The organism is Saccharopolyspora spinosa NRRL 18395, assembly GCF_000194155.1.
GTDB classification, from domain to species: Bacteria; Actinomycetota; Actinomycetes; order Mycobacteriales; family Pseudonocardiaceae; genus Saccharopolyspora; species Saccharopolyspora spinosa.
In genome coordinates, this window is sequence record NZ_GL877878.1 from 3,522,516 (window position 1) to 3,541,957 (window position 19,442).

The 19,442-nt window shown below is 68.6% G+C and carries 18 protein-coding genes and 2 pseudogenes; 9 read left to right on the forward strand and 11 right to left on the reverse strand.

Going from position 1 to position 19,442, the window contains the following annotated elements:
• Positions 1–6 precede the first annotated feature (6 nt).
• From SSPN_RS0117300 to SSPN_RS62705, 3 genes and pseudogenes are all read right to left on the reverse strand, one after another.
• Complete coding sequence (locus SSPN_RS0117300; protein ID WP_010696487.1) at positions 7–1,107, reverse strand: ABC transporter ATP-binding protein; 1,101 nt, start codon at positions 1,105–1,107, stop codon at positions 7–9.
• Between the two features lie 232 nt (positions 1,108–1,339).
• Positions 1,340–1,480 (reverse strand): hypothetical protein, encoded by a 141-nt coding sequence (locus SSPN_RS56775; protein WP_010696489.1) that lies wholly within the window; start codon positions 1,478–1,480, stop codon positions 1,340–1,342.
• Positions 1,481–1,542: 62 nt separating this feature from the next.
• Positions 1,543–1,647: pseudogene (locus SSPN_RS62705) on the reverse strand (hypothetical protein); the annotation flags it as partial.
• Between SSPN_RS62705 and SSPN_RS44275 the strand changes: the two are divergent.
• Complete coding sequence (locus SSPN_RS44275; protein WP_143539563.1) at positions 1,601–1,837, forward strand: hypothetical protein; 237 nt, start codon at positions 1,601–1,603, stop codon at positions 1,835–1,837. The pseudogene SSPN_RS62705 and the gene SSPN_RS44275 sit on opposite strands and share 47 nt — an antisense overlap.
• A 196-nt stretch (positions 1,838–2,033) precedes the next feature.
• Here the strand turns inward: SSPN_RS44275 and SSPN_RS0117310 are convergent, their stop codons facing one another.
• The 3 genes from SSPN_RS0117310 to SSPN_RS0117320 all read right to left on the reverse strand — a co-directional run bounded on the left by SSPN_RS0117310 (position 2,034) and on the right by SSPN_RS0117320 (position 5,289).
• Positions 2,034–3,080, reverse strand: a complete 1,047-nt coding sequence (locus SSPN_RS0117310; RefSeq protein WP_010696493.1) for a polyprenyl synthetase family protein — start codon at positions 3,078–3,080, stop codon at positions 2,034–2,036.
• A 495-nt stretch (positions 3,081–3,575) separates the two neighbouring features.
• On the reverse strand, positions 3,576–4,565 hold the full coding sequence (locus tag SSPN_RS0117315; RefSeq protein WP_237710577.1) for a LysR family transcriptional regulator: 990 nt from the start codon (positions 4,563–4,565) through the stop codon (positions 3,576–3,578).
• 169 nt (positions 4,566–4,734) lie between these two features.
• Positions 4,735–5,289, reverse strand: coding sequence for a DUF488 domain-containing protein (locus tag SSPN_RS0117320; RefSeq protein WP_044574248.1), 555 nt, complete (start codon positions 5,287–5,289; stop codon positions 4,735–4,737).
• A gap of 599 nt (positions 5,290–5,888) precedes the next feature.
• Between SSPN_RS0117320 and SSPN_RS61665 the strand changes: the two are divergent.
• The 3 genes and pseudogenes from SSPN_RS61665 (at position 5,889) to SSPN_RS44285 (ending at position 10,141) form a co-directional block, all read left to right on the forward strand.
• Positions 5,889–8,187 (forward strand): annotated as a pseudogene (locus tag SSPN_RS61665) (FdhF/YdeP family oxidoreductase).
• A 52-nt stretch (positions 8,188–8,239) separates the two neighbouring features.
• Positions 8,240–9,091, forward strand: coding sequence for a formate dehydrogenase accessory sulfurtransferase FdhD (gene fdhD, locus SSPN_RS0117340; protein ID WP_010696498.1), 852 nt, complete (start codon positions 8,240–8,242; stop codon positions 9,089–9,091).
• 216 nt (positions 9,092–9,307) lie between these two features.
• The gene (locus tag SSPN_RS44285) at positions 9,308–10,141 is read left to right on the forward strand and encodes a GNAT family N-acetyltransferase (protein ID WP_010696499.1); all 834 of its coding nucleotides are present in this window, start codon (positions 9,308–9,310) and stop codon (positions 10,139–10,141) included.
• Between the two features lie 459 nt (positions 10,142–10,600).
• Here the strand turns inward: SSPN_RS44285 and SSPN_RS0117355 are convergent, their stop codons facing one another.
• From SSPN_RS0117355 to SSPN_RS0117365, 3 genes are all read right to left on the reverse strand, one after another.
• Positions 10,601–11,503 (reverse strand): NADP-dependent oxidoreductase, encoded by a 903-nt coding sequence (locus tag SSPN_RS0117355; RefSeq protein WP_010696503.1) that lies wholly within the window; start codon positions 11,501–11,503, stop codon positions 10,601–10,603.
• Positions 11,504–11,699: 196 nt separating this feature from the next.
• Positions 11,700–12,137, reverse strand: coding sequence for a nitroreductase family deazaflavin-dependent oxidoreductase (locus SSPN_RS0117360; protein WP_010696505.1), 438 nt, complete (start codon positions 12,135–12,137; stop codon positions 11,700–11,702).
• Positions 12,138–12,425: 288 nt separating this feature from the next.
• A complete protein-coding gene (locus SSPN_RS0117365) occupies positions 12,426–13,082 on the reverse strand; it encodes a maleylpyruvate isomerase N-terminal domain-containing protein (protein WP_029535441.1) in 657 nt (218 codons plus the stop codon).
• A 510-nt stretch (positions 13,083–13,592) separates the two neighbouring features.
• Between SSPN_RS0117365 and SSPN_RS0117370 the strand changes: the two genes are divergently transcribed.
• The 3 genes from SSPN_RS0117370 to SSPN_RS0117380 all read left to right on the forward strand — a co-directional run bounded on the left by SSPN_RS0117370 (position 13,593) and on the right by SSPN_RS0117380 (position 15,096).
• Positions 13,593–13,796 carry a cold-shock protein gene (locus SSPN_RS0117370; RefSeq protein ID WP_010696509.1) on the forward strand — a complete coding sequence of 68 codons (204 nt, stop codon included), beginning with the start codon at positions 13,593–13,595 and terminating at the stop codon, positions 13,794–13,796.
• Positions 13,797–14,011: 215 nt separating this feature from the next.
• Positions 14,012–14,197: a hypothetical protein gene (locus SSPN_RS54915; protein WP_143539561.1), complete on the forward strand. Its 186-nt coding sequence runs from the start codon at positions 14,012–14,014 to the stop codon at positions 14,195–14,197.
• A gap of 554 nt (positions 14,198–14,751) precedes the next feature.
• Positions 14,752–15,096 (forward strand): hypothetical protein, encoded by a 345-nt coding sequence (locus tag SSPN_RS0117380; protein WP_010696515.1) that lies wholly within the window; start codon positions 14,752–14,754, stop codon positions 15,094–15,096.
• 53 nt (positions 15,097–15,149) lie between these two features.
• On the opposite strand, the gene SSPN_RS44290 is transcribed toward SSPN_RS0117380, so the two are convergent.
• Both SSPN_RS44290 and SSPN_RS0117395 read right to left on the reverse strand, forming a co-directional pair.
• The gene (locus SSPN_RS44290; protein WP_010696516.1) at positions 15,150–15,623 is read right to left on the reverse strand and encodes a COG4315 family predicted lipoprotein; all 474 of its coding nucleotides are present in this window, start codon (positions 15,621–15,623) and stop codon (positions 15,150–15,152) included.
• 885 nt (positions 15,624–16,508) lie between these two features.
• Positions 16,509–17,294, reverse strand: coding sequence for an SDR family NAD(P)-dependent oxidoreductase (locus tag SSPN_RS0117395; RefSeq protein WP_010696521.1), 786 nt, complete (start codon positions 17,292–17,294; stop codon positions 16,509–16,511).
• 118 nt (positions 17,295–17,412) lie between these two features.
• Here SSPN_RS0117395 and SSPN_RS0117400 point away from each other — a divergent pair, with 118 nt between their 5' ends.
• The gene (locus SSPN_RS0117400) at positions 17,413–18,063 is read left to right on the forward strand and encodes a TetR family transcriptional regulator (RefSeq protein WP_010696522.1); all 651 of its coding nucleotides are present in this window, start codon (positions 17,413–17,415) and stop codon (positions 18,061–18,063) included.
• Positions 18,064–18,707: 644 nt separating this feature from the next.
• Entirely contained in the window at positions 18,708–19,199 is a 492-nt protein-coding gene (locus SSPN_RS0117405; protein ID WP_010696524.1) for an Asp23/Gls24 family envelope stress response protein, read from the forward strand.
• Positions 19,200–19,442 lie beyond the last annotated feature (243 nt).

Genomic DNA, 19,442 nt, shown 5'->3' on the forward strand with positions numbered 1-19,442 from the left:
GGGAAATCAAACGCCTGCGGCGACCGGGGCAGGCCGCCAGGCCAGCCTGCGGCCGCTGCCGGGGTCGAAGAGATGCAGGTGTTCGGGGCGGGTGGTCAGGTTCACCCGGTCGCCAGGCCGCAGGCCCAGCGGACGGGGTCCGCGCACGCAGATCGAGCGGGCAGCGGCCTCGCAGAGGGCGACTTCCTCGCTGCCTAGGTTCTCCACCGCGGTGACCGCTGCGCGGATGCCGGGTTCCGCCAACCCGGCCGGGCGGAGGTGCTCTGGCCGCACACCGAGCACCACCTCGCGCTCGGGCATCTCGCCATCGATGCCCAATCCGAGCTCGACGTCGGTGGCCCGAGCCGTGAGCGCGCCGCCTTCGGCACGCACGTTGACGTCCAGCAGGTTCATGGCAGGCGAGCCCAGGAACCGGGCGACGAACACCGAGGCCGGTTCGTCGTAGACCTCCGCCGGGGTGCCGACCTGTTCCAGCTTTCCCCCGTCGAGCAAGGCGATCCGGGTTGCCATAGTCATCGCCTCGACCTGGTCGTGGGTAACGTAGACCATCGTCGCGCCCAATCGCCGGTGCAGTGCGGAGATCTCCGCACGGGTGCTGGCCCGCAGCTTGGCATCCAAATTGGACAGTGGCTCGTCCATCAGGAACGCGCCTGGGTCGCGGACCAACGCCCGGCCCAACGCCACCCGTTGCCGCTGACCACCGGAGAGTTCGCGCGGCTTGCGGTCGAGCAGCTCAACCAGGTCGAGGGTGGCGGCCACCTCGGCGACCTTCGCGCGGATGTCGGCCCGGGACCAGCGCCGGGCCCGCAGCGGGAAGCCGATGTTGCGGGCCACGGACAGGTGCGGGTAGAGGGCGTAGCTCTGGAAGACCATAGCGAGGTCGCGCTGCTGCGGCGGGACGTCGGTGATGTCGGCGCCCGCGAGCCGCAGCCGTCCCCCGGTCGGCGGCAGCAGGCCGGCGATCATCCGCAACAGGGTGGACTTGCCGCAGCCGCTAGGGCCCAGCAGCACCACGAACTCCCCGTCGGCAACATCCAGCCAGACGTCGTTCACGGCGGTGACCGACCCGAATCGGCGGCTCAGACCCTGCAGTTCAATACGGCTCACTGCGCACCTTTCGCCTCTCTCGACGGGCTCCCGCCGAACGCGGCTCAGTGCAACAGCGATTCGTATACGGCCGGTGAACGACCGCTGCCACCCGCCGGACCTGGCGAGCCCCGAAAATGCCTGTGAACAGGCAAAACACCGCCATCTGCGGAACTCGCCCGCCGGACGGCGATCGGAGAACGCAATCGACCGAGACGATCCGCCGCTGGCCAGTGCGAGGTGAAGTTGGGCCTTAGGCGTCCGGCGGGGCCATCAGGTGTCGTGCGGCGGTCGGCGTACCGTCGGTGCTGATCGCGGCGGCGAGAGAGGGCGCGGCCGTCGCGGGTTCCAGGACGCTGCTGAGCGAGTTGGCCAGCGAGTCGATGGTGGGCATGCGCTGCCGGTGTGGGCGACCCCGATGCCGAGCTGGTCGACGCGGCCTGCCCAGTAGTTCTGGTCGCACTGCTGGGGAAGCACGGTCTGGGGTGATCCGGCTCGCGCGACCGTTGTGGTGGTGCCCGCGCCGCCGTGGCGCTGGGCTGCGGCGATCCGGCCGGACAACGCGTGGTGGTTGGTTCTCTCCGATCAAGATGCAGTCGGCCCCATCGTCTGCCAGTACCAGGTCGGCCCACTGGCGGGAGATGATCGCGCGGTGACCGAGAGCGCGGGCCGCTTCCACCACTACTTGGCTGATGTTCTCCCCGGATTCGCCCATGCCGCGCAAGCGGGCGGAACTACCCAGCCGAAGTAGATGGATGGCTCGCCGGCGTCGAGGAAGGATTCCGGTCCGGCCGGGAGCGGGCGTTCATCCGGCAGGATCCACGCGCCGGTCTGGAATGCATTCGGGCAGCACTCCGACCTACGTCGCGATCATCGTCCTTTTAGGATTTGGTGGCAGCTTTTGGACAATGACGGGGTACTACGTCTCATGCTGCTGCGGGGCCCGGTCACTTGATCCTCCCGATCAGCGAATGGGCCAGTGCGTCGAAGGAAGCGCGGATCTCAACGGGCATCGACAGCGAGGCGAGGCAGTCGTCGACCCCGGCAAGCTGCCTGGCAGCTTCCCGCTCGGCGAACTCACGCCCACCAGCCTCCTCGATGAGCTCCGCCGCTAGTCGCAGGCCCGAGTCGGTGCGCACGCCGCGCCCGAGTAGAGCCCCCAGCCGCGAGCTCGCGGGCGCCTCGGCGGTCAGCGCAGCGATCACCGGCAGCGTCCGCTTGGCCTCGCGCAGGTCCCCGAAGACTGGCTTGCCGGTGTTCGCTGGATCGCCCCAGATGCCGAGCACGTCATCGGTGCACTGGAACGCGAGGCCCAGATGGCGCCCGAGACGGTCGAAGCAGTCCGCAGCCGCAGCGTCAGCACCGCCCAGCAAGGCACCGGCCGAGGCGGAGAAGGCCAGCAGCGCACCGGTTTTGGCTTCGGCCATCGCCTGGTACTCGGCGATGCTCACCGCCTGCTCGCCCGTCCACGGCCGCTCGGTGAACCGAAGGTCCTCGACCTGCCCCACGACGACCTCCCGCATGGCGGCGGCAAGGCGCGCAGCCGCCGCAGCGGCGTTGGGGCCGCCTCCGCTGAGCAGGATCCCGAACGCCTCGGAGTGCAGCGCGTCACCGATCAGGATCGCCGCCGGAACCCCATACTCCTTCCACACCGCCGGCTGGCCGCGTCGCAGTTCATCGTTGTCGATGATGTCGTCGTGGATCAGGCTGAAGTTGTGCACGAGTTCGGCGGCGGCAGCCGCGGGCAACGCATCCGTTGCCACGGCACCGACCGCCTCCGCCGCGAGCAGGGCCAAGGTGGGCCGGATGGCCTTGCCCCCGGTGAAGGAACCCCCTGCGCGCCAACCGAAGTGGTATCTGCCGATACGCGCCAGCGACGGACCGAGCCGGTCGACGAGATCCCGCAGCATCGGTTCGGTGAGCGCGCGAGCACGTCGAGTCGCGTTGAGCCCCAGCTCGTGATCACGGCTCGCGGTGGCCGGAAACGTCATCATGATCCGCCTCAATCCTGGTATCGCCCTTGACCCGATCGACGCTATCCATCCGAGGAGTCCGCCGTATCGGCCGAAGTGGCAGCAAAGATCAACCGATCGACCGAGACAACGGCATGGCACCTCATACTTTCGGCCCGTTCACCGACGACGCCGCCGCCGTCGTCGTCGCCGGATCCTCTACCTCTCCCGATGCGGACTGCCACCGACATCAATGCCCGCTTCGCTCATCGGCGTGCGGGCCTCTTGGTGATTTCGTCGGTCGCTGCGCGGGCGTAGCGGCGGGCCAGGTGCGCCACGGCGGCCGTGAGTTCAGGCGGGCCGATGACCTCGAACTCACCGCCGTCCGAGCCGTCGCGCCGCCGGGATTCTCGGTGCAGTCGACGAAGCCGAGCAGGTCGCGCTGTCCCAGTACTTGAAGCCGTGCACCTCGTCGTATTCGCACGCCGGGGGCATCCCAAGATGCGGTTCTGACTGCTCGATAGGCGTGGTTGATCGTCAGCCGGATGCGGGGCGTGGATCGCTGCTGAGCGCGTCGTAGACGCGGACGTTCCGCGCGACCTGCACCAACGCGCGGGCCAGCACCGAGCCGGGCTCCACCGCGCTGGTGACGAGCGCGATCTCAGCAGTGACGGACGGGTTCTCCAGCCGCAGCACGCGCGTACCGACCGGGGGCCGCAGGGTTCGGATCCAGGTTTGCGGAATGATGCTCGCCCACCGGCCGGTGCCGACGTGCGCGAGCAGCGCGACCACGGAGTCGGCCTCGAGCTGCGGCGTCACCGCGAGGTCCTGGGTGGCCAGCGCGTCGTCGATGAGCTGGCGGCCGCGCATCCCCTCGGTGAGCAGGCACATCGGCAGTTCCAGCGCGTCCGACCAGCTGATGGTCTCCGCTTGGCCGGTGAGCAGTTCGGTGCTGGCGATGAGCACGTGCTGCTCCTCGTACAGCGGGGTGACCACGAGGCCGGTGGTGTTCGGCCCGTCCGGGTAGATGATCCCTGCGTCCAGCTCGAAGCGGCGGATCCGTTCGACGATCTCCGAGGATCGCAGGCTCGTCTCCAGCTGCACGCGCACCAGCGGGTGCTCGGCGCAGAGGGGATCGGTGAGCAGCGCGACGGTGCTCGCGGCAGCCGGGATCACCCCGAGCCGGAGCTCGCCGGTGAGACCGGTCTGCAGGGCCGCCACCTCTTGCTTGAGCGCGTCGTGATCCGCCAGGATGCGCCGCGCCCACAGCACGAGCCGCTCGCCTTCGGGGGTGAGGCCTTCGAAGCTGCGCCCACGCCGGACCAGCGGCACCTTCAGCTCCTGTTCGAGCTTGCGGATGGCTTCGGACAGCGCTGGTTGGGACACGTAGCAGGCGCTCGCGGCGCGGGCGAAGTGCCGCTCCCGCGCGAGTGCCACGAAGTACTCGAGCTGGCGGAAAAGCATGACCCATTCGACCACGCCGGAGCTTGGAGAACCGACGGCAGCGGTGTTTCGCACCGTCGCCATGACCTGGTCCGACCGCGCGGGCGGCAGCTCCGATCGATGGCCAACTCCGATGTTTGCAATCACATACGCCGTGTTCGGAAGGTTCACCGGCATCTACGGCAGGGCCGAATGCCACCGGTTCCGCCTCGGGCACCAGGCACAGAGGGTGCTGTGCTGCTCACCGGCGCAGTCACCAGGTCCAGTCCGGGCCGAGCGGGGGCTGGCCTGCGTCGTAGACCAGCACGCCCCGGCCGGCGACCAGGCGCGCCTCGGGGCTGGGACGGTGCGGTCGCACCGTCCCGTCATGCATCAGGTGGACGACCTCCACCTCGCGGACCAGGGTCAGGAAGTCGGCGATCATCTTGCGGTGGCAACGCCACCACACCGACTCCGCGCACATCACCGCGGTCGGTTCCGCGGCCGCGTCGGCCAGCAGGTCGTCGATGGCGACCCGGAAACCGGCGGAGCGCATGTACTCGGCGTAACCGCTGAACGACCGGTTGCGCAGCGCGGTGTCGGGGCTGTCCGGGTGCGCCCGGCGCCACCCGCCGAGCCGGGCGTCCCATCGGTAACCGATGTCGGCCTCCGGCAACCACTGCGACATCGCCGACCGCGTCGCATCGGGGTTGTACCGGCTGCCGGGTGCGGTGCGCACGTCGACCAGCAGGTGGACCTCGGCGCCGCGCAGCAGGCCGGTCATGGTCGCTGCGTCGGCGGTGCCGTGCCCGAAGGTCAGCACCCGCATCGGGACCACGTTTGTCGCGGAAGGACCCCAGCGGTCGTCGATGCTGCCGTGGCCGCTTCCCGGATGTGGAATCGAACTCTCGCCCAGCGGATCTCGCGCTCGTTCGGCAATCTCACGACAACCTCCCGTGGCAATTGACGCAGATCCGTCGCATCACGGCCAGGTTTGCGGTGCGGGACCGAACCCGAATTCGGCTGGGCACGGTCCGCTCGGTTTCGTCCACGACGTCGAAGCCGCCGCGCCACCACGATCGGCGACTTGTGTTTCACCCCAACGAATTCCGGCGCCAGACACGGCTGCCCCGTTGCGGGGCGGTGCCACGGTCGGGGGAAGCCGCCGCGTCGACCAGGATCAAGTGATCGGCGATACCTGTCAGACCGGTGCACGGGCTTGTCCGAGCCGCGACCACTTGGTGACGCCGAACACGCGGGGTCGAGGCCGAGCCGCTCGGTCGTCGCTAGATAAACGGCGCCTATCACTAGATCGCCACTGCTTCTTTGACTTCCCCGCGCGGGCGGCAAACGCTGGATCAGCGGTGGAGTCTCGGGCCCGCCGCCAGCGGGCGAATGCCGGCGACGGACGCGAGGGGTGGCCACATCATGAACAAGGTCGAAGGTCCTGGCGAGGACGAACTCTCGGTCGTCGCGCCGAAGACCTGGGCGGCCGGTGTGCCCGCCGTGGCGCACGCCCTGGAGTACTCGCTGAGCCAGACCACGCCTCGCAGGACGGTGCTGACGCTGTTGAACGTCAACCAGGCGAAAGGAATCGACTGCCCCGGTTGCGCGTGGCCCGATCCGAAGCACCGGCACATGAACGAGTACTGCGAGAACGGCGCCAAGCACATCAACGACGAGGCGACCACGCGCCGGGTCACCGCCGACTTCTTCCGGCAGCACCCCGTCTCCGAGCTGGCCCAGAAGTCTGACCAGTGGCTCAACCACCAGGGCCGGCTCACCGAGCCCGTGGTCAAGCGGCCCGGCTCGGACCACTACGAGCCGATCACCTGGGACGCCGCGTTCGACCTGCTCGCCGACGAGCTGCGGGCGCTCGACTCCCCCAACGAGGCGCTGTTCTACACCTCGGGCCGGCTCAACAACGAGGCAGCATTCCTGCTCCAGCTGTTCGCTCGGCATTCCTGCTCCAGCTGTTCGCGCGGGCGTTCGGCACCAACAACCTGCCCGACTGCAGCAACATGTGCCACGAATCAAGCGGATCCGCGATGCAGCAGACGTTGGGCGTCGGCAAGGGCAGCGCGAGCCTGGACGACATCCACCACAGCGACCTGGTCTTCGTCGTCGGCCAGAACCCCGGCACGAACCATCCGCGGATGCTGTCGGCGCTCGAGCAGACCAAACGCAACGGCGGGCAGGTCGTGGCCGTGAACCCGTTGCCCGAGGCCGGGCTGATCCGGTTCAAGAACCCCCAGAAGGCTCGCGGGGTGATCGGCCGCGGCACCGCGATCGCGGACCAGTTCCTGCAGATCCGCCCCGGCGGTGACCTCGCGCTATTCAAGGCGCTGAACCTGCTGCTGCTGGAGGCCGAGGACGCCAACCCCGGCACCGTGCTCGACCACGAGTTCATCCAGGCCAACACCAGCGGTTTCGCGGAGTTCGCCGAGCGCGCCCACGAGATCACCTGGGACGAGGTCCGCACCGCCACCGGGCTGACCCGCGAGGAGATCAAGCAGGTGCGCGACCGGGTCCTGGCCAGCAAGAGCATCATCGTCTGCTGGGCGATGGGTTTGACGCAGCAGAAGCACGGCGTCCCCACCATCCGCGAGGTCGTCAACTTCCTGCTGCTGCGCGGGAACATCGGCAAGCCCGGAGCCGGTACCTGTCCGGTGCGGGGCCACAGCAACGTGCAGGGCGACCGCACGATGGGTATCTGGGAGCGGATGCCGCAGGGCTTCCTGGATGCGCTGGAGCGCGAGTTCGGGTTCACGCCGCCGACCGAGCACGGCTGGGATTCGGTGGATTCCATCCGCGCCATGCGCGACGGCCGCGCCAAGTTCTTCCTAGGCGTCGCCGGGAACTTCGTGCGGGCCGCGCCGGACAGCGAGATCACCGAGCAGGCGATGCGCCGCTGCCGGCTGACCGCGCACATCTCGACCAAGCTGACTGCGGCGAAACCGCGCTGATCCTGCCGACGCTCGGGCGAAGCGACCGGGATGTCCAGGCCGGCGGCGAGCAATTCGTCACGGTCGAGGACTCGATGAGCGAGGTGCACGCCTCCCGCGGTCGCTTGGAACCCGCCTCGGAGGTGCTGCTCAGCGAGGTGGCGATCATCAGCCGGCTGGCTCGTCGGACCCTGGGCGACAACCCCGCCATCCCGTGGGAGGGGTTCGAGGCGGACTACGGCACGATCCGGGACCGGATTTCGCGCGTCGTGCCGGGTTTCGCGGACTTCAACGCGCGGGTGGCCGAGCCGGGCGGGTTCGCGCTGCCGAACCCGGTGAACCGCGGGGTTTTCCGGACCACGAGCGGCAAGGCGATCTTCACCCGCAACGAGTTCGAGATGCTCAAACCCCCGGCCGGACATCTGGTGCTGCAGTCGCTGCGCTCCCACGACCAGTGGAACACCATCCCGTACGCGCCGAACGACAGGTACCGGGGAATCCACAACGCGCGCCGGGTCGTGCTCGTCAATCCGGCCGACCTGGACGCGCTCGGACTCGCCGATCGTGCCGAAGTGGACCTGGTGAGCGTGTGGCACGACGGGGTGGAGCGGCGTGCGCGCAACTTCCGGGTGGTCGGCTATCCGACGACGCCTGGTTCTGCCGCCGCGTACTACCCGGAAACCAACGTCCTGGTGCCGTTGGACAGCGTGGCCGACATCAGCAACACACCTACCTCCAAGGGAATCGTGGTCCGGCTGGAGCCGTCACTCGCCGGGGGATGACGAACTCCTGCGCCAGCAGTTCCCACACCGTGTGCTTGGAAAGGACGAACTCATGGGACGAGTCACCGCGCGGCGGCGTGTGCTGCGGATCCGCGAGGGAGTGCCGTCGCAGCGCCCGGACACCCTCGCGGCCGAGGAACCGATGGAGATCCGGGTCGCCGGCCGCCCCCTCACCGTGACCATGCGCACCCCCGGGCACGACTTCGACCTCGCGGTCGGGTTCCTGGTGAGCGAAGGTGTCGTCCGCGTCAGCGAGGACGTGGCCGGGATCCGCTACTGCGCGGGTGCCACCGCCGATGGCTCCAACACCTTCAACGTCGTCGACGTGGCCTTGGCGCCAGGCGTGGCACCACCCGACCCGTCGTTGGAACGGAACTTCTACACCACGTCCTCATGCGGACTGTGCGGAAAGGCCAGCCTGGACGCGGTGCGCACCACGACGACCTGGCCGCTCGGCGAGGACTCGCTGCGCATCGACCTAGAGACGCTGACGACGCTCCCCGACCGGCTGCGCGCGGCCCAGCGGGTGTTCGACAGCACCGGCGGCCTGCACGCCGCCGGACTGTTCACCGCCGACGGTCAGCTCACCTGCCTGCGCGAGGACGTTGGGCGGCACAACGCGGTGGACAAGGTCATCGGTGACGCCCTGCGCGCGGACCGGCTGCCGCTTCAGGACTCGGTGCTGATGGTCAGCGGCCGGGCGTCCTTCGAACTGGTCCAGAAAGCGGTGATGGCCGGCATCCCGGCGCTGGTGGCCGTGTCCGCCCCTTCCTCGCTCGCCGTGGATCTCGCGGCGGACTCCGGGCTGACGCTCATCGGCTTCCTGCGCGGCACCTCCATGAACATCTACACCGGAGCAGAACGGGTGCAACCGAACCTCGTCCCCGCCGGAACCGGCAACTGAGCCGGAACCGGCAACTGATAGGTGCGGCTTATCGGCAATTCGGAAACATCACTTTGCCGCACCCCGGAATTCCGGCGGAGAATTCAGCCAAGTTGAAGATCCTGCTGCTGCGGCGCGGAAAACGCTCTTGTCCCGATTCCGAACTCCGCTGCCGACGGCCGAGCTTCGCCTCATATTCGGTGCACCGCAGCGCAGGGCGGAAGCGGGAGGTGTGCCATGCCGGCTTGGCGGGTGCGCGATTTCCACGACGACGACCTGGACCAGGCGATCCACATCTGGAACCAGACCAGGGAAGGCGGGGAGCCGGTGTTCTCCGCCGCCGAGGTGGTGTCGATCGCGCGGGCCGGGCATCCGGCCCTGGTCGCGGTGGTGCAGCAGGACGTGGTCGGCATGGCGGCAGCCAAGGTCGAGGGTGACAGTGCCTGGCTGGCGCTGTTCGCCCTCGACGCCCGGTGGCGCAACCGCGGCATCGGCAGCGCACTGCTGGCCGAGTTGGAGAAGAAGCTGCGAGGCCTGGGCGTGCACCGCATCACCAGCCTGGTGTCCGAGGGAGCCGCGGGTTTCCGGGCGATGGTCAACTCCGGCTACCGGCCGCGTACCGACCTGACCTACTTCGAGAAGGTGGAAGAACTCGACCCCGCCGAGCTCGACGAGGTCGAAGAGATCGCCGGAACCCGTTCCACCTATGCGGCGGGCCCTGCGCACGGGGTGACCAACGAACTGCTCAAGCTGATCCCGGGCTTCCGCGAACACGACCACCGCCTGCTGGTCTGCGCCACCAACGCGGTGGGCTCGCTGGACCCGGCCTGGCGCGCGACAACGTCGATCTCGATCTGCTTGTGCAGCGAACCGAACTGTTCACCCCGGCGGACATCGAGTTCGCCGCGCGCCAGGGCGCCCAGGCCGCGTTCGAGCGCGACGTGCTGCACGAGGACCGAGCTCGCGACGACCGATGAATACCTGAAAGCGATCGCAGACGCACGCCCGACGCTGACCGCCGAGGTCATCGCCGAGTTCGAGCAGGATATCGACACGTACACGAGGCTCTAACGCAACGCCGGGTTCGCGTCACAGGACAAATCGATGCCGTTCGGTGCGGATCAGTGCAGTACGGGCCAGCCCGGTCCGCCCGCCCCGAGCCCGTGCGCTGAGAAGTGATGCTGGCTCTGCGCTGCGCAGGGAGGACGGTCGAGCCGTCGCGGGATCCGCCCGGTGGTGCGGCGACATCGGCGATGCGCCGCGTGCCAGCAAGGAGAAGGGACGCGGCTGGGGGTCAGGGCTGGCGCTGACAGCGATCGGCGCGGCGCTGACCACCGCCGGCCGCGCTCGTGATCACCGCAGGGAAGTTCTTCGACGGTGCCTGGTTGATCATGCTCATCATTCCCCTGCTGGTGCTCGGCTTCAGCGCGGTGCACCCGGCGCCAGCGGGCGGCAGCACGACACCTCAGCGCAGCGCGGGAGGGCTACCGGACGCACACCGGAAGCCAGCCGAATGCAGTCCCGGTCCGGTCAGGGGACGAGGACGACCTTGCCGACGACGTGCCCGTTCTCGACCTCGGCGAGCGCCTGGCGAGCCTCGTCCAGCGGACGAATCTGCGCGACGTGCGGGTCCAACGCCTTCGAAGCGACCAGCCGGACGAGACTGGTGAGCACGGCAGTGCTCCGGTCCCGTTCGACCACTTGGCCACCGAGTTCGCGAACCAGCGGTTTGTCGGCCACCGACAACAGCCGGGAGCGGTCCGCGACCAGACCTGCGACGGCGCGCAGGGCCGCGCCTCCCACGAGGTCGAAGACGGCGTCGACCCCATTCGGCGCGGCGACGCGCACCCGATCGAGAAGACCATCGCCGTAGGCCACCGGGGTCGCCCCGAACCCGGCGACGAGGTCGTGCTTGGCCGGGCTCGCCACGCCTACGACGTTGATCCCCCGGGCCCGCGCGAGCTGCACGACCGGGATCCCGACGCCGCCACCTGCACCGTTGACCAAGAGCGTGGCACCGGCGGGCAGGCCGAGGTTCTCCAGCGCATCGTGCGCGGTGCCGACCGCGACTGGCAGCACGGCTGCCGCCTCCCGCGACACCGATTCTGGTCGATGCGCCGCGAACGACGCGGTGACCAGCGCCTGCTCCGCCCAGCCGCCGACCATCCCCGGGCAGCCACCGAACACCTCGTCGCCGACCGAGAACCCCGCCACCCCCGGCCCGAGCGCCGTAACGGTCCCGGCCACTTCACGGCCCAGCACCGCAGGCCCGGATATGCCGTAGGTGCCGTCCCGGAGCCTCCAGTCCCCCGGGTTCACTCCCGCCGCGCGCACCTGGACGAGCAGTTCACCCGGGCCGGGGGCAGGCACCGGGACGTCGAGGAAGACCTGCTTCTCCGGTCCACCCGCTTCGGTGAACCCGTACGCCCGCATGCCTGCATCCCGTCGCCGTGGCGTTCGAAGTCGTAAGGGGCCTTTCGGCCAGCCGTCCGCGGTCGACGTGGACGACCCGGATGGGCCGACCACGCTGAGCGACCGGTAGTGAGAGTAGCGCCGACGCGGGCATTGCCCGTCCCGTTCTCGAAGGATGGGACCGTCAGCCCCGGAAGTACTGCCGCCGGCCGGGCCGTCACCTGGGGTCGAGCACGAACACGGGGATCTGCCGGTCGGTCTTCTCCTGGTACTCGGCGTACGGGGGGTAAGCCGCGACAGCACGCCCCCACCACTCGGCCCGCTCGGCGCCCTCGACCTCGCGAGCGAGGTACTTCCTGTTCGCCGTCCCATCCTGCAGCGAGAGCTCGGGGTGCGCCTTGATGTTGTAATACCAGGTGGGGTGCTCCGGTGCGCCGCCCTTCGACGCAACCACGGCATAGCTTCCGCCCTGCGCCACGCGCATCACCGGGGTGTAGCGCAACTTGCCGGTCCGCGCGCCGCGCAACGTCAGCAGCACGATGGGCGACCCGAGGATTTCGATGCCCTCAGTGGTCCCGGTCTCAAGCACCTTCTTCGTCTGGTTGCGCACCCAGTCCATCGGGCTGAACTCCACGTCCTCGCCTGCAGCAGCCACTTCGGACGCTCCTTCCGCCGCTCGCCCGTCACCACCCCGATGACTGATCAGGCCGGTGAGCCGTGTCTATTACGCCGAGCCCACAATAACTCGCTCCCCACGCTCGAATCATGATCCGGAGCTGCGCCGACTCCGCTGATGGGTGATGCACAGCGCCCCACTTCACCGGCCGCCAGCCTGCCCGGCGATCTCCGCCGCGACTCCGGCGGCGAAACTCCCCGTGCGTCAACGGATGGTGAACCGAACGACGCGGCCAGGGCAGCGCCTCGGTCCCGTTCCGCCAGCCGGTCACCCGAGGACGAACGGGAGCTTCGCGGCCAGTTCGCCGATCTCGGTCGTCTCCGCGTCCGTCGGGGCCCGGCGTCCGGTGCCCACCAGCAGCACGTCCTTGTCGGACCACGACGCGGGAAACGGTGCCCCGGCTATCTCTTCCAGCATCTCGCGGGTGCGAGCCAGGCCTTCGGTGGGCGGTTCGGCGGCGTCCGGGAGGTGCGCGATCAGGTCGAGGTGATGCAAGGTCCACTCCAGGACGTACGCGGAGAGGTAGTCGCCCGCGGTGAGCACCTGGTCCTGGGTGCTGACCAGGACGCCCCGATCCGCGAGCCCGGCGGCGCGACCGGCGGCGGAGCCAACGTCGTCGAGGTGGAACTTCAGCAGCCACGGCTGCTCGTACGCAGCGGCCAGCCGGACGATCAGCGCGTCGAGCGGGTCGTCGCCGGTCGGCGGCGTTTCGGCGACGTTCCAGTAGGTCACCGCGTTCCGGGTCGGCTCCGCATCGGCCGGGGTCACGAGAGTGATCAGGACGTCCTGGGCGTCGATGATGAGGTGGCACACCAGGTCCCGCACGAGCCAGCCGGTGCAGCCGGACGGCCGCTCGAAGTCCTGGTCCCGGAGTCCGGCGACGGCCGCGCGCAACGCCGCCCAAGAGCTCGAGAAGAGATCCACAGCGCCAAGCTAGCAGCGCTCAGCGCGGTGCCGACCGCACTTCGATCTCCCAGAAATAAATTCAGTCATAACTGAACTAATAAACTTAGATGAAACAACTTGCTCACCGGAACCACACCGGAGCCTCATGCCCCACTTGCCGGACAACGCGAGCAACCGCTGACCTCACCACGGGTGACGACATCGCCGCCTTGTTCCGCGAGCGCGACAGCCGGTCAACGGTCAACGGTTTGAGTGGATTCGCACGTCGATCGGGCGGTGCCTTGCTGCGCGCAGCGCACCGGCATCGGCCACGACGGGTCACGATGTGATCGCTGGACCTTGCCGGCGCGGATCATGCTAAGCTCGCCCGCGGTCGTTAGTTTCTGGGTACGTGTTAGTACATGTTCGCAGGATCTCGTGCGGATGTGTTGTTGTCTTCGATCGATCTGGAGAAAACTGCCATCTGAAGGCCCGGTTCGCCACACAGTGTGGTGTTCCGTCATCCAGCGCTCGAAGAAGGAGAAAAGCATGGCACAGGGAACCGTGAAGTGGTTCAACGCGGAAAAGGGCTTCGGCTTCATCGCCCCGAACGACGGTGGCCCGGACGTTTTCGTCCACTACTCCTCCATCGACACCAACGGGTTCCGCAGCCTCGATGAGAACCAGGCGGTGGAGTACGAGGTCACCCAGGGCGCGAAGGGCCCGCAGGCCAGCGGCGTGCGCCCGCTCTGAGCCTTCCGCTCGTCGCCGACCCGACCGATCGGAATCCCGGCTGAGCCTTAATGCGGCTCCCCCTCCGGACCAGGAGGGGGAGCCGCATTGCGCTTCGCGCCAAGAGTCCCCCACCACCGCCGGGGCCACGCGGCGCGTAGCCGAAGGCGCCTAGCAGGGCGAGGGCCGTTGCGGTGAGGGTCGCGGCGGGCGCCCCGGCTTCCGCCGTTAGCCAGATGAGCACCGCATCGCCAGTGCTGGGGTCCCTCGCGGTGGCCCGAGGGCGGGTGGGCGACCGCGACCAGCCACCGCACGGAGACCGGCGCGCGGCGCGGGGGCAGCAAGCCTTCCCGCCGTCGCGCACACCTGCTCGTCACGGCAAGATCGTGCAATCAGCGGGCAAGGTCGTCGAAGCCGTCTAGCACGCGAGGGTGCGCTGCGACACCGCCGGAGTACCGGATCGGGCAGCCAGATGCAGCCAGATGTCGACCTTGGCCGCCCCGTTGCCGTGCGCGCGGGCCAGCTCCATGACCGCCGGGCTTCGTCGAGCTCGTGCATGCTCCTTAGGCAGTGGTCGACCTCGATGTCACCTCGGCTGACGTCGAAGGGTGATGTGCATGCCCGATCCGCAGATCGAGGCGAAGTGCATTTCGACGAGCACCTGGCCGTCCTGGGGCTCTGGAACGGCGAAGTCAGATCCGCCCCAAGCACTGCGTGATCACGTACCGCGTCTGTCCGAAGTGGTCCACCGGGTGCCACCGGATGCCACTGGCTCCAGGGACGGTCGAACCGCACGCGGATAGATACTGGCCACCTCGAAGGCCGCACTGCCGCGTTCGAGGTGCGCCACCACCGATATCGCGGTCCGCCGTCGGGTCCAACGGCGAAAGCACCCCGGACGCTTCGGTCGGGCGAGTGTCGCCCTAACGGGTTGAGCAAGTTGTGACGAGCCGAAGCGGTGACAGGATCACGCGGCATGGATCGATCACACCGCAAGAAGTGGCTCATGCGGCTGCCGATCTGGGGCGCATTCGCCGCGCTGTTCGGGTTGGCCATGTGGTGCAACGTCCGCTTGATGGCATTGACGTGGACCGGCGGAACCCCGTCGGACGACGCGGCCGAAACCTGGTACGCCCAGGGCCTGTTCTTGTCCCTGGCGGGATCGGGCTTGTTCTTCTGCCTCGCGCTGTTCTGCGGAGCACCGAGGTCGGCGACGCGACCCGTCGGCGGTCACGAGTCGAGCGCTCTCGGTGGCCAGCAGCAGGTCGCCGACCATCCGGCACAACCAGGACAGGAGCTCGGCGACGGCCTCTGGCGCTGAGGGGCAGGTTCGAAGAGGCGACGTGCAGGTTCGGTGATCGGCGCGACGTCCAGCTAGCCGCCGTTCTGCTCGATCTTGTTCCCAGCGGGCGAGACCACGTACCAGGTGCCGCCGTTGGAGTTCACGGTGTCACCGTTGGCTTCGCCGGGAACGTCGTCACCTTCGTAGTAGTACAGCGGATGTCCGTTGTAGACGACCTGGGCGCGGCCGTCCGGACGTGTGGCGACGCCGAGCAGAGCGGGGTTCACGCCCGCACCGGCAGTGGGCGGACCGGTCGTCGTGAGCGGCGGCCAGGCCGAGGTGCACCCGCCGACGCAGGTCGGCTGCGAGTCCCGGTCGTTGCTGAACAGGTACAAGGTGCGACCGCTGGGGCCGGCGAGGACGGTGCCCAGGTTCGGCACCTCAAGGGTCTGGAGCGCGATGACCTCGTCCGTGACCGGTGGGGCCGTCGTCGGTGGTGGCGGCAGTCCACTTCCGACTCCGTCCGGGTACTCGCCGGGTGAGCATGCGACCGCGACCAAAGCCATTGCACCACAAGCGAGCCCGCCCCAGCGGTAGCGCGGGCGGCTGCTTCTCCGCCCAGTCCTGCGGTCTCTAGTCGAACGAGTCATCATGCCGTCTCCTTGGCCGGGACGGCGCCTTTCCGGCGGTCCCAGCTCGACCGTTGCCCCCGCGGGAACGGATATCGATGCCAAGGCCGTTGCGGACCTCATCAGGCAATGGTCGTACGCGCACTCATCAGTGGCCCCTGGACCGAGCGTGAACCTCACTGGAAACGGCAGCAAGGGCCGTTGGTCCCACAGCGGTCACAGCAACACAATTCCCAATGCGGGTTGGGCGGTGCGGACAGACGTGGCAGTAGCCGCCACTGTGGACTATCGGTCGCCTGAACCAGGGCAGGACCTCACATGATGCGCAGGTCTGGGTTCGTCTCGGTCGGGGATCCTGTCCGTGCGCGGCTGCAACGCCGGGAAGAGCTCCTCAGGCTGCGGAATCACCCAGTACTTGCGCTCCACGTATTTCTCGAAGACCCGTTCGGCGTGCTCTTCGGGTCGGTGCTCGTCGGCGCGTTCTTGCAGCCGCTCGTTGAAGGCGACGATCTCCGGTGGCGTAACGCCCTTCGGGCCTTCCAGCCTTGAAGATCTCGCTGCGCCCGCGCTCCAGCATTCTCGGCACGAAACCCGGATGCCGTTGGCACAACCGCCGATGTTGGCCCTGAGCATCGCGTCCCAGCGCTCGGCCGGGATCTCCCGGGAGTATCCCCGTGGCCATGATCCCGGCGTTGTTGACGAGCAGGTCCACCGCGCCGAAGCGCTCATGCGCGGCATGGCGGGCGAAACCTGCGCCGATACCGGCGGAGGCGCCGGCGATGACGGCTGTGCGATAGCGGAACGCGTCGTCTGCGAGGGACATCAGAAGTGGGCCCCGCCGTCGATGCGGACCTCGGTGCCGGTGATGAACTTGCCGTCGTCGGAGCCCAGCATCGCGACGACCGACGCGACCGTTTCCGGACCGGCGTAGCCTTCGCCGATGGCCGGGCTCAGCTTCACGAAGAGAGACAAGTCGGCGTCGGCGGGCAGGCCCGGGCCAACGCTCGACCGACTGGCCCCGCTGCCATCGGTCATGCCCGACGAGATGGAGCCGGGCTGAACGGCGGTGAAGCGGATGCCCCGCTTGCCGTACTCGCTTGCGAGGGCGTGCGTCATGGACTGGATGCCGCCCTTGCTCGCCGCGTACGCCGCCATGTAGGGGTGAGCGAAGGTCGCCGAGGTGGAGCTGAAGTTGACCACGGCGGCGCTGTTTCCTCCCAGCAGCGCCGGAATGGCTTCGCGGATCATCAGGAAGGTGCCGGTCAGGTTAACCGAGATGATCTTGTTGAAGTCGGCGAGGCTCATCTTGTCGCTGTGTGCAGAACGCAGGATCCCGGCCGCGTTAACCAGAACATCGAGGCCGCCGAGCACTGAGACGGCCGAGGCGACGGCGTCCCTGACCGACGCTTCGTCGGAGATGTCGAGCACGAGCGTGGTGAGCCGGTCAGCGTCGGCGCTGGCTTTCTGGACGGTGTCCGCTAAGCCCGGCTCGCTGATGTCAGCCGCGACGACGTTGCCGCCTTCCGCGAGCACGCGAAGCACGGTCGCCTGACCGATGCCCGAGCCAGCACCGGTGATGAGCACGCGTCGGCCTTCGTAGCGGTTCATGTTCTCGCTCCATGTCTCCATCGACCCCGTTGGTGTGGAGTACACGATATGCCTTAGTGGCAGATTGCGCCACCTATGCAATTCGCGCCAGACTGGCGCGCAACGTTAAGGTTGACCGGTGCGCCACACTCAGTCACCTCAGCCCGTCTCACTGACCGAGCGCCGCAAGGCGGCCACCCAGCTCGACATCGCACGCGCCGCCGCCGAGCTGTTCGCCGAGCGCGGGTTGGAGGGCACCACCGCCGAGGAGATCGCCCAGCGAGCAGGTGTCGCGCCCCGCACCTTCTACCGCTACTTCCGCACCAAGCAGGACTCCATCGCCCCACTCCTCTCGGGCGGCGCGGACCGCTGGCGCGCTCTGCTGGCCGACGCCGAACCCGGCGCCGACCTGCCCACCACCCTGGAATCCGCGATCGAGCAGGCACTCTCCACACCTGACGAGGAAGCGCGCGAAAGGCTCCGCTGGACCCACGGGCTGCTGCGGGTCGCGGCTCACGACCCGGCGCTGCGAGCCGTCTGGTACGTCGTCAACCAGGAATCCGAGGAGAAGCTGCGACCGGTGCTCGCGGCGCTGACCGGGGCCGAGGCCGACTCCGTGGGGGTGCGCCTGATCGCTGCGGCCGCGACCGATGCCATCCGCATCTCGCTCGAAGCGTGGGCGCAGGCGGAGGCGACGACCGAGGGACCGGGCTCGCCGACCGCACTGGCCACGCGCTGCCTGCGCGAGTTCATGGGAGGCATCCGATCGCTGACCGCGAACGGCGGCTGACGCGGTGTCCACAGCGGACAGTGGTCGCCGGGCCCAGCGGCGGCGGCCCACCGGGGCGGAACGGCCAAGGACGTCGTGAACCCCACCGCATTCCGCCGAGCGATGTCCGGCTTCGCCACCGGAGTCAAGGTCGTCACCGGGCTCGACGACGCGGCGCTCCGCCTCGATGAGGAGCAGAGCTGCCATGCCGCCGCAGTAGGCCACGGCCACGTAGACTTGCTCGACCGGGGCGGAGAGCACCATGACGAATCCTGCCACCGTGCCGTCGAAAAGCGAGACCACGGTGTCTTCGACCCGCTGCGCCACGCGGGGCGCGAACGACTCAGCCCTGCGGACTGCGACCAGAGCGTGGGTACATGTCCCACGTGGCCGTCGCGCCATCCGCCGCACCAAATGTCCGCTACTGGCTTTGCGTCGGCGGGGCTGGCGGGCCGCAGCTCGATCGGCTTGTCGTGTGCAGACATGCAGCCAAGCTACTCAGGTGGTCAGACATCGGCGAAGCCCGCGCAACACGTGGATCCCAACACCACACGGTGCTCATGCGCGAGTAGCGGTCTACGCAACGCGGATCGACACTGACAGGACGACTGGGATCTGTGCGGCCCGCGTTGTCGAGATGAGTACGAGCTGACGAGGAGGCGGTCGTGGTGGCCGAGAAGGAACCTGGGCGCCGGGGGCAGGAAGCCGCGAGCGCGGAGTCAAGTTGGACCACCACGCCCAGCAAACCGGCATCGACCGGCGAAGTCGTGCAGCCCTCGACCGGACGTACCACTGTCGCGGCGCTGGTGGTGCAGAAGATCGCCGCAGTCGCCACTCTCGAAGTCGCCGGTGTCGCCGCGCTCGGTGCCGGGATGGCGCGGGCGTTCGGGGCGTTGCGGGAACGCATTCCTGGTGCCAGCGCCTCGCAGACCACCGGGGTGGCCGTCGAGGTCGGCGAACGGCAGACCGCGATCGACCTGGCGATCACCGCTGAGTACGGGGTCGCGCAAGCAGAGGTGGCGCGGCTGGTGCGCCGCAACGTCATCAAGGCCGTCCAACGCATGACCGGTCTTGAGGTCGTCGAGGTGAACATCACCGTCGAAGATGTCCGTCTGCCGGAGGACGGCGAGGGAACCCAGGTCACGCGGGTCGAGTAAGCACCGCAGCGAAGGCAGGCCCGCACCTACGCGAAGACGATCCGCCCCAGGGTTTCGCGCAGCTGGACCACGGCGGCTTCGGGCAGCCCTTCGAAGTAGCCGCCGTGAGCCTGGTCGACCAGCAGCTCGCCTCGTCGCGCACGCGGTACCCCTCATCGGTGGCGGCGATCAGCCTGTTGCGCCGCGCGCCGATCTCGGCCGAGCGACGTTCTACAGCCACTACACGACAAGGACTCGCCCGAG

Bases quoted from the DNA above. Each gene is read 5' to 3' on its own strand.
- SSPN_RS0117395 (WP_010696521.1), bottom strand. From the start codon at position 17,294: ATGAACCGCTACGAAGGCCGACGCGTGCTCATCACCGGTGCTGGCTCG.
- SSPN_RS56775 (WP_010696489.1), bottom strand. From the start codon at position 1,480: ATGCCCACCATCGACTCGCTGGCCAACTCGCTCAGCAGCGTCCTGGAA.
- fdhD (WP_010696498.1), top strand. From the start codon at position 8,240: ATGGGACGAGTCACCGCGCGGCGGCGTGTGCTGCGGATCCGCGAGGGA.
- SSPN_RS44285 (WP_010696499.1), top strand. From the start codon at position 9,308: ATGCCGGCTTGGCGGGTGCGCGATTTCCACGACGACGACCTGGACCAG.
- SSPN_RS0117355 (WP_010696503.1), bottom strand. From the start codon at position 11,503: ATGCGGGCGTACGGGTTCACCGAAGCGGGTGGACCGGAGAAGCAGGTC.
- SSPN_RS0117370 (WP_010696509.1), top strand. From the start codon at position 13,593: ATGGCACAGGGAACCGTGAAGTGGTTCAACGCGGAAAAGGGCTTCGGC.
- SSPN_RS54915 (WP_143539561.1), top strand. From the start codon at position 14,012: ATGAGCACCGCATCGCCAGTGCTGGGGTCCCTCGCGGTGGCCCGAGGG.
- SSPN_RS44290 (WP_010696516.1), bottom strand. From the start codon at position 15,623: ATGGCTTTGGTCGCGGTCGCATGCTCACCCGGCGAGTACCCGGACGGA.
- SSPN_RS0117315 (WP_237710577.1), bottom strand. From the start codon at position 4,565: ATGGCGACGGTGCGAAACACCGCTGCCGTCGGTTCTCCAAGCTCCGGC.
- SSPN_RS0117380 (WP_010696515.1), top strand. From the start codon at position 14,752: ATGGATCGATCACACCGCAAGAAGTGGCTCATGCGGCTGCCGATCTGG.
- SSPN_RS0117320 (WP_044574248.1), bottom strand. From the start codon at position 5,289: ATGCGGGTGCTGACCTTCGGGCACGGCACCGCCGACGCAGCGACCATG.
- SSPN_RS0117310 (WP_010696493.1), bottom strand. From the start codon at position 3,080: ATGATGACGTTTCCGGCCACCGCGAGCCGTGATCACGAGCTGGGGCTC.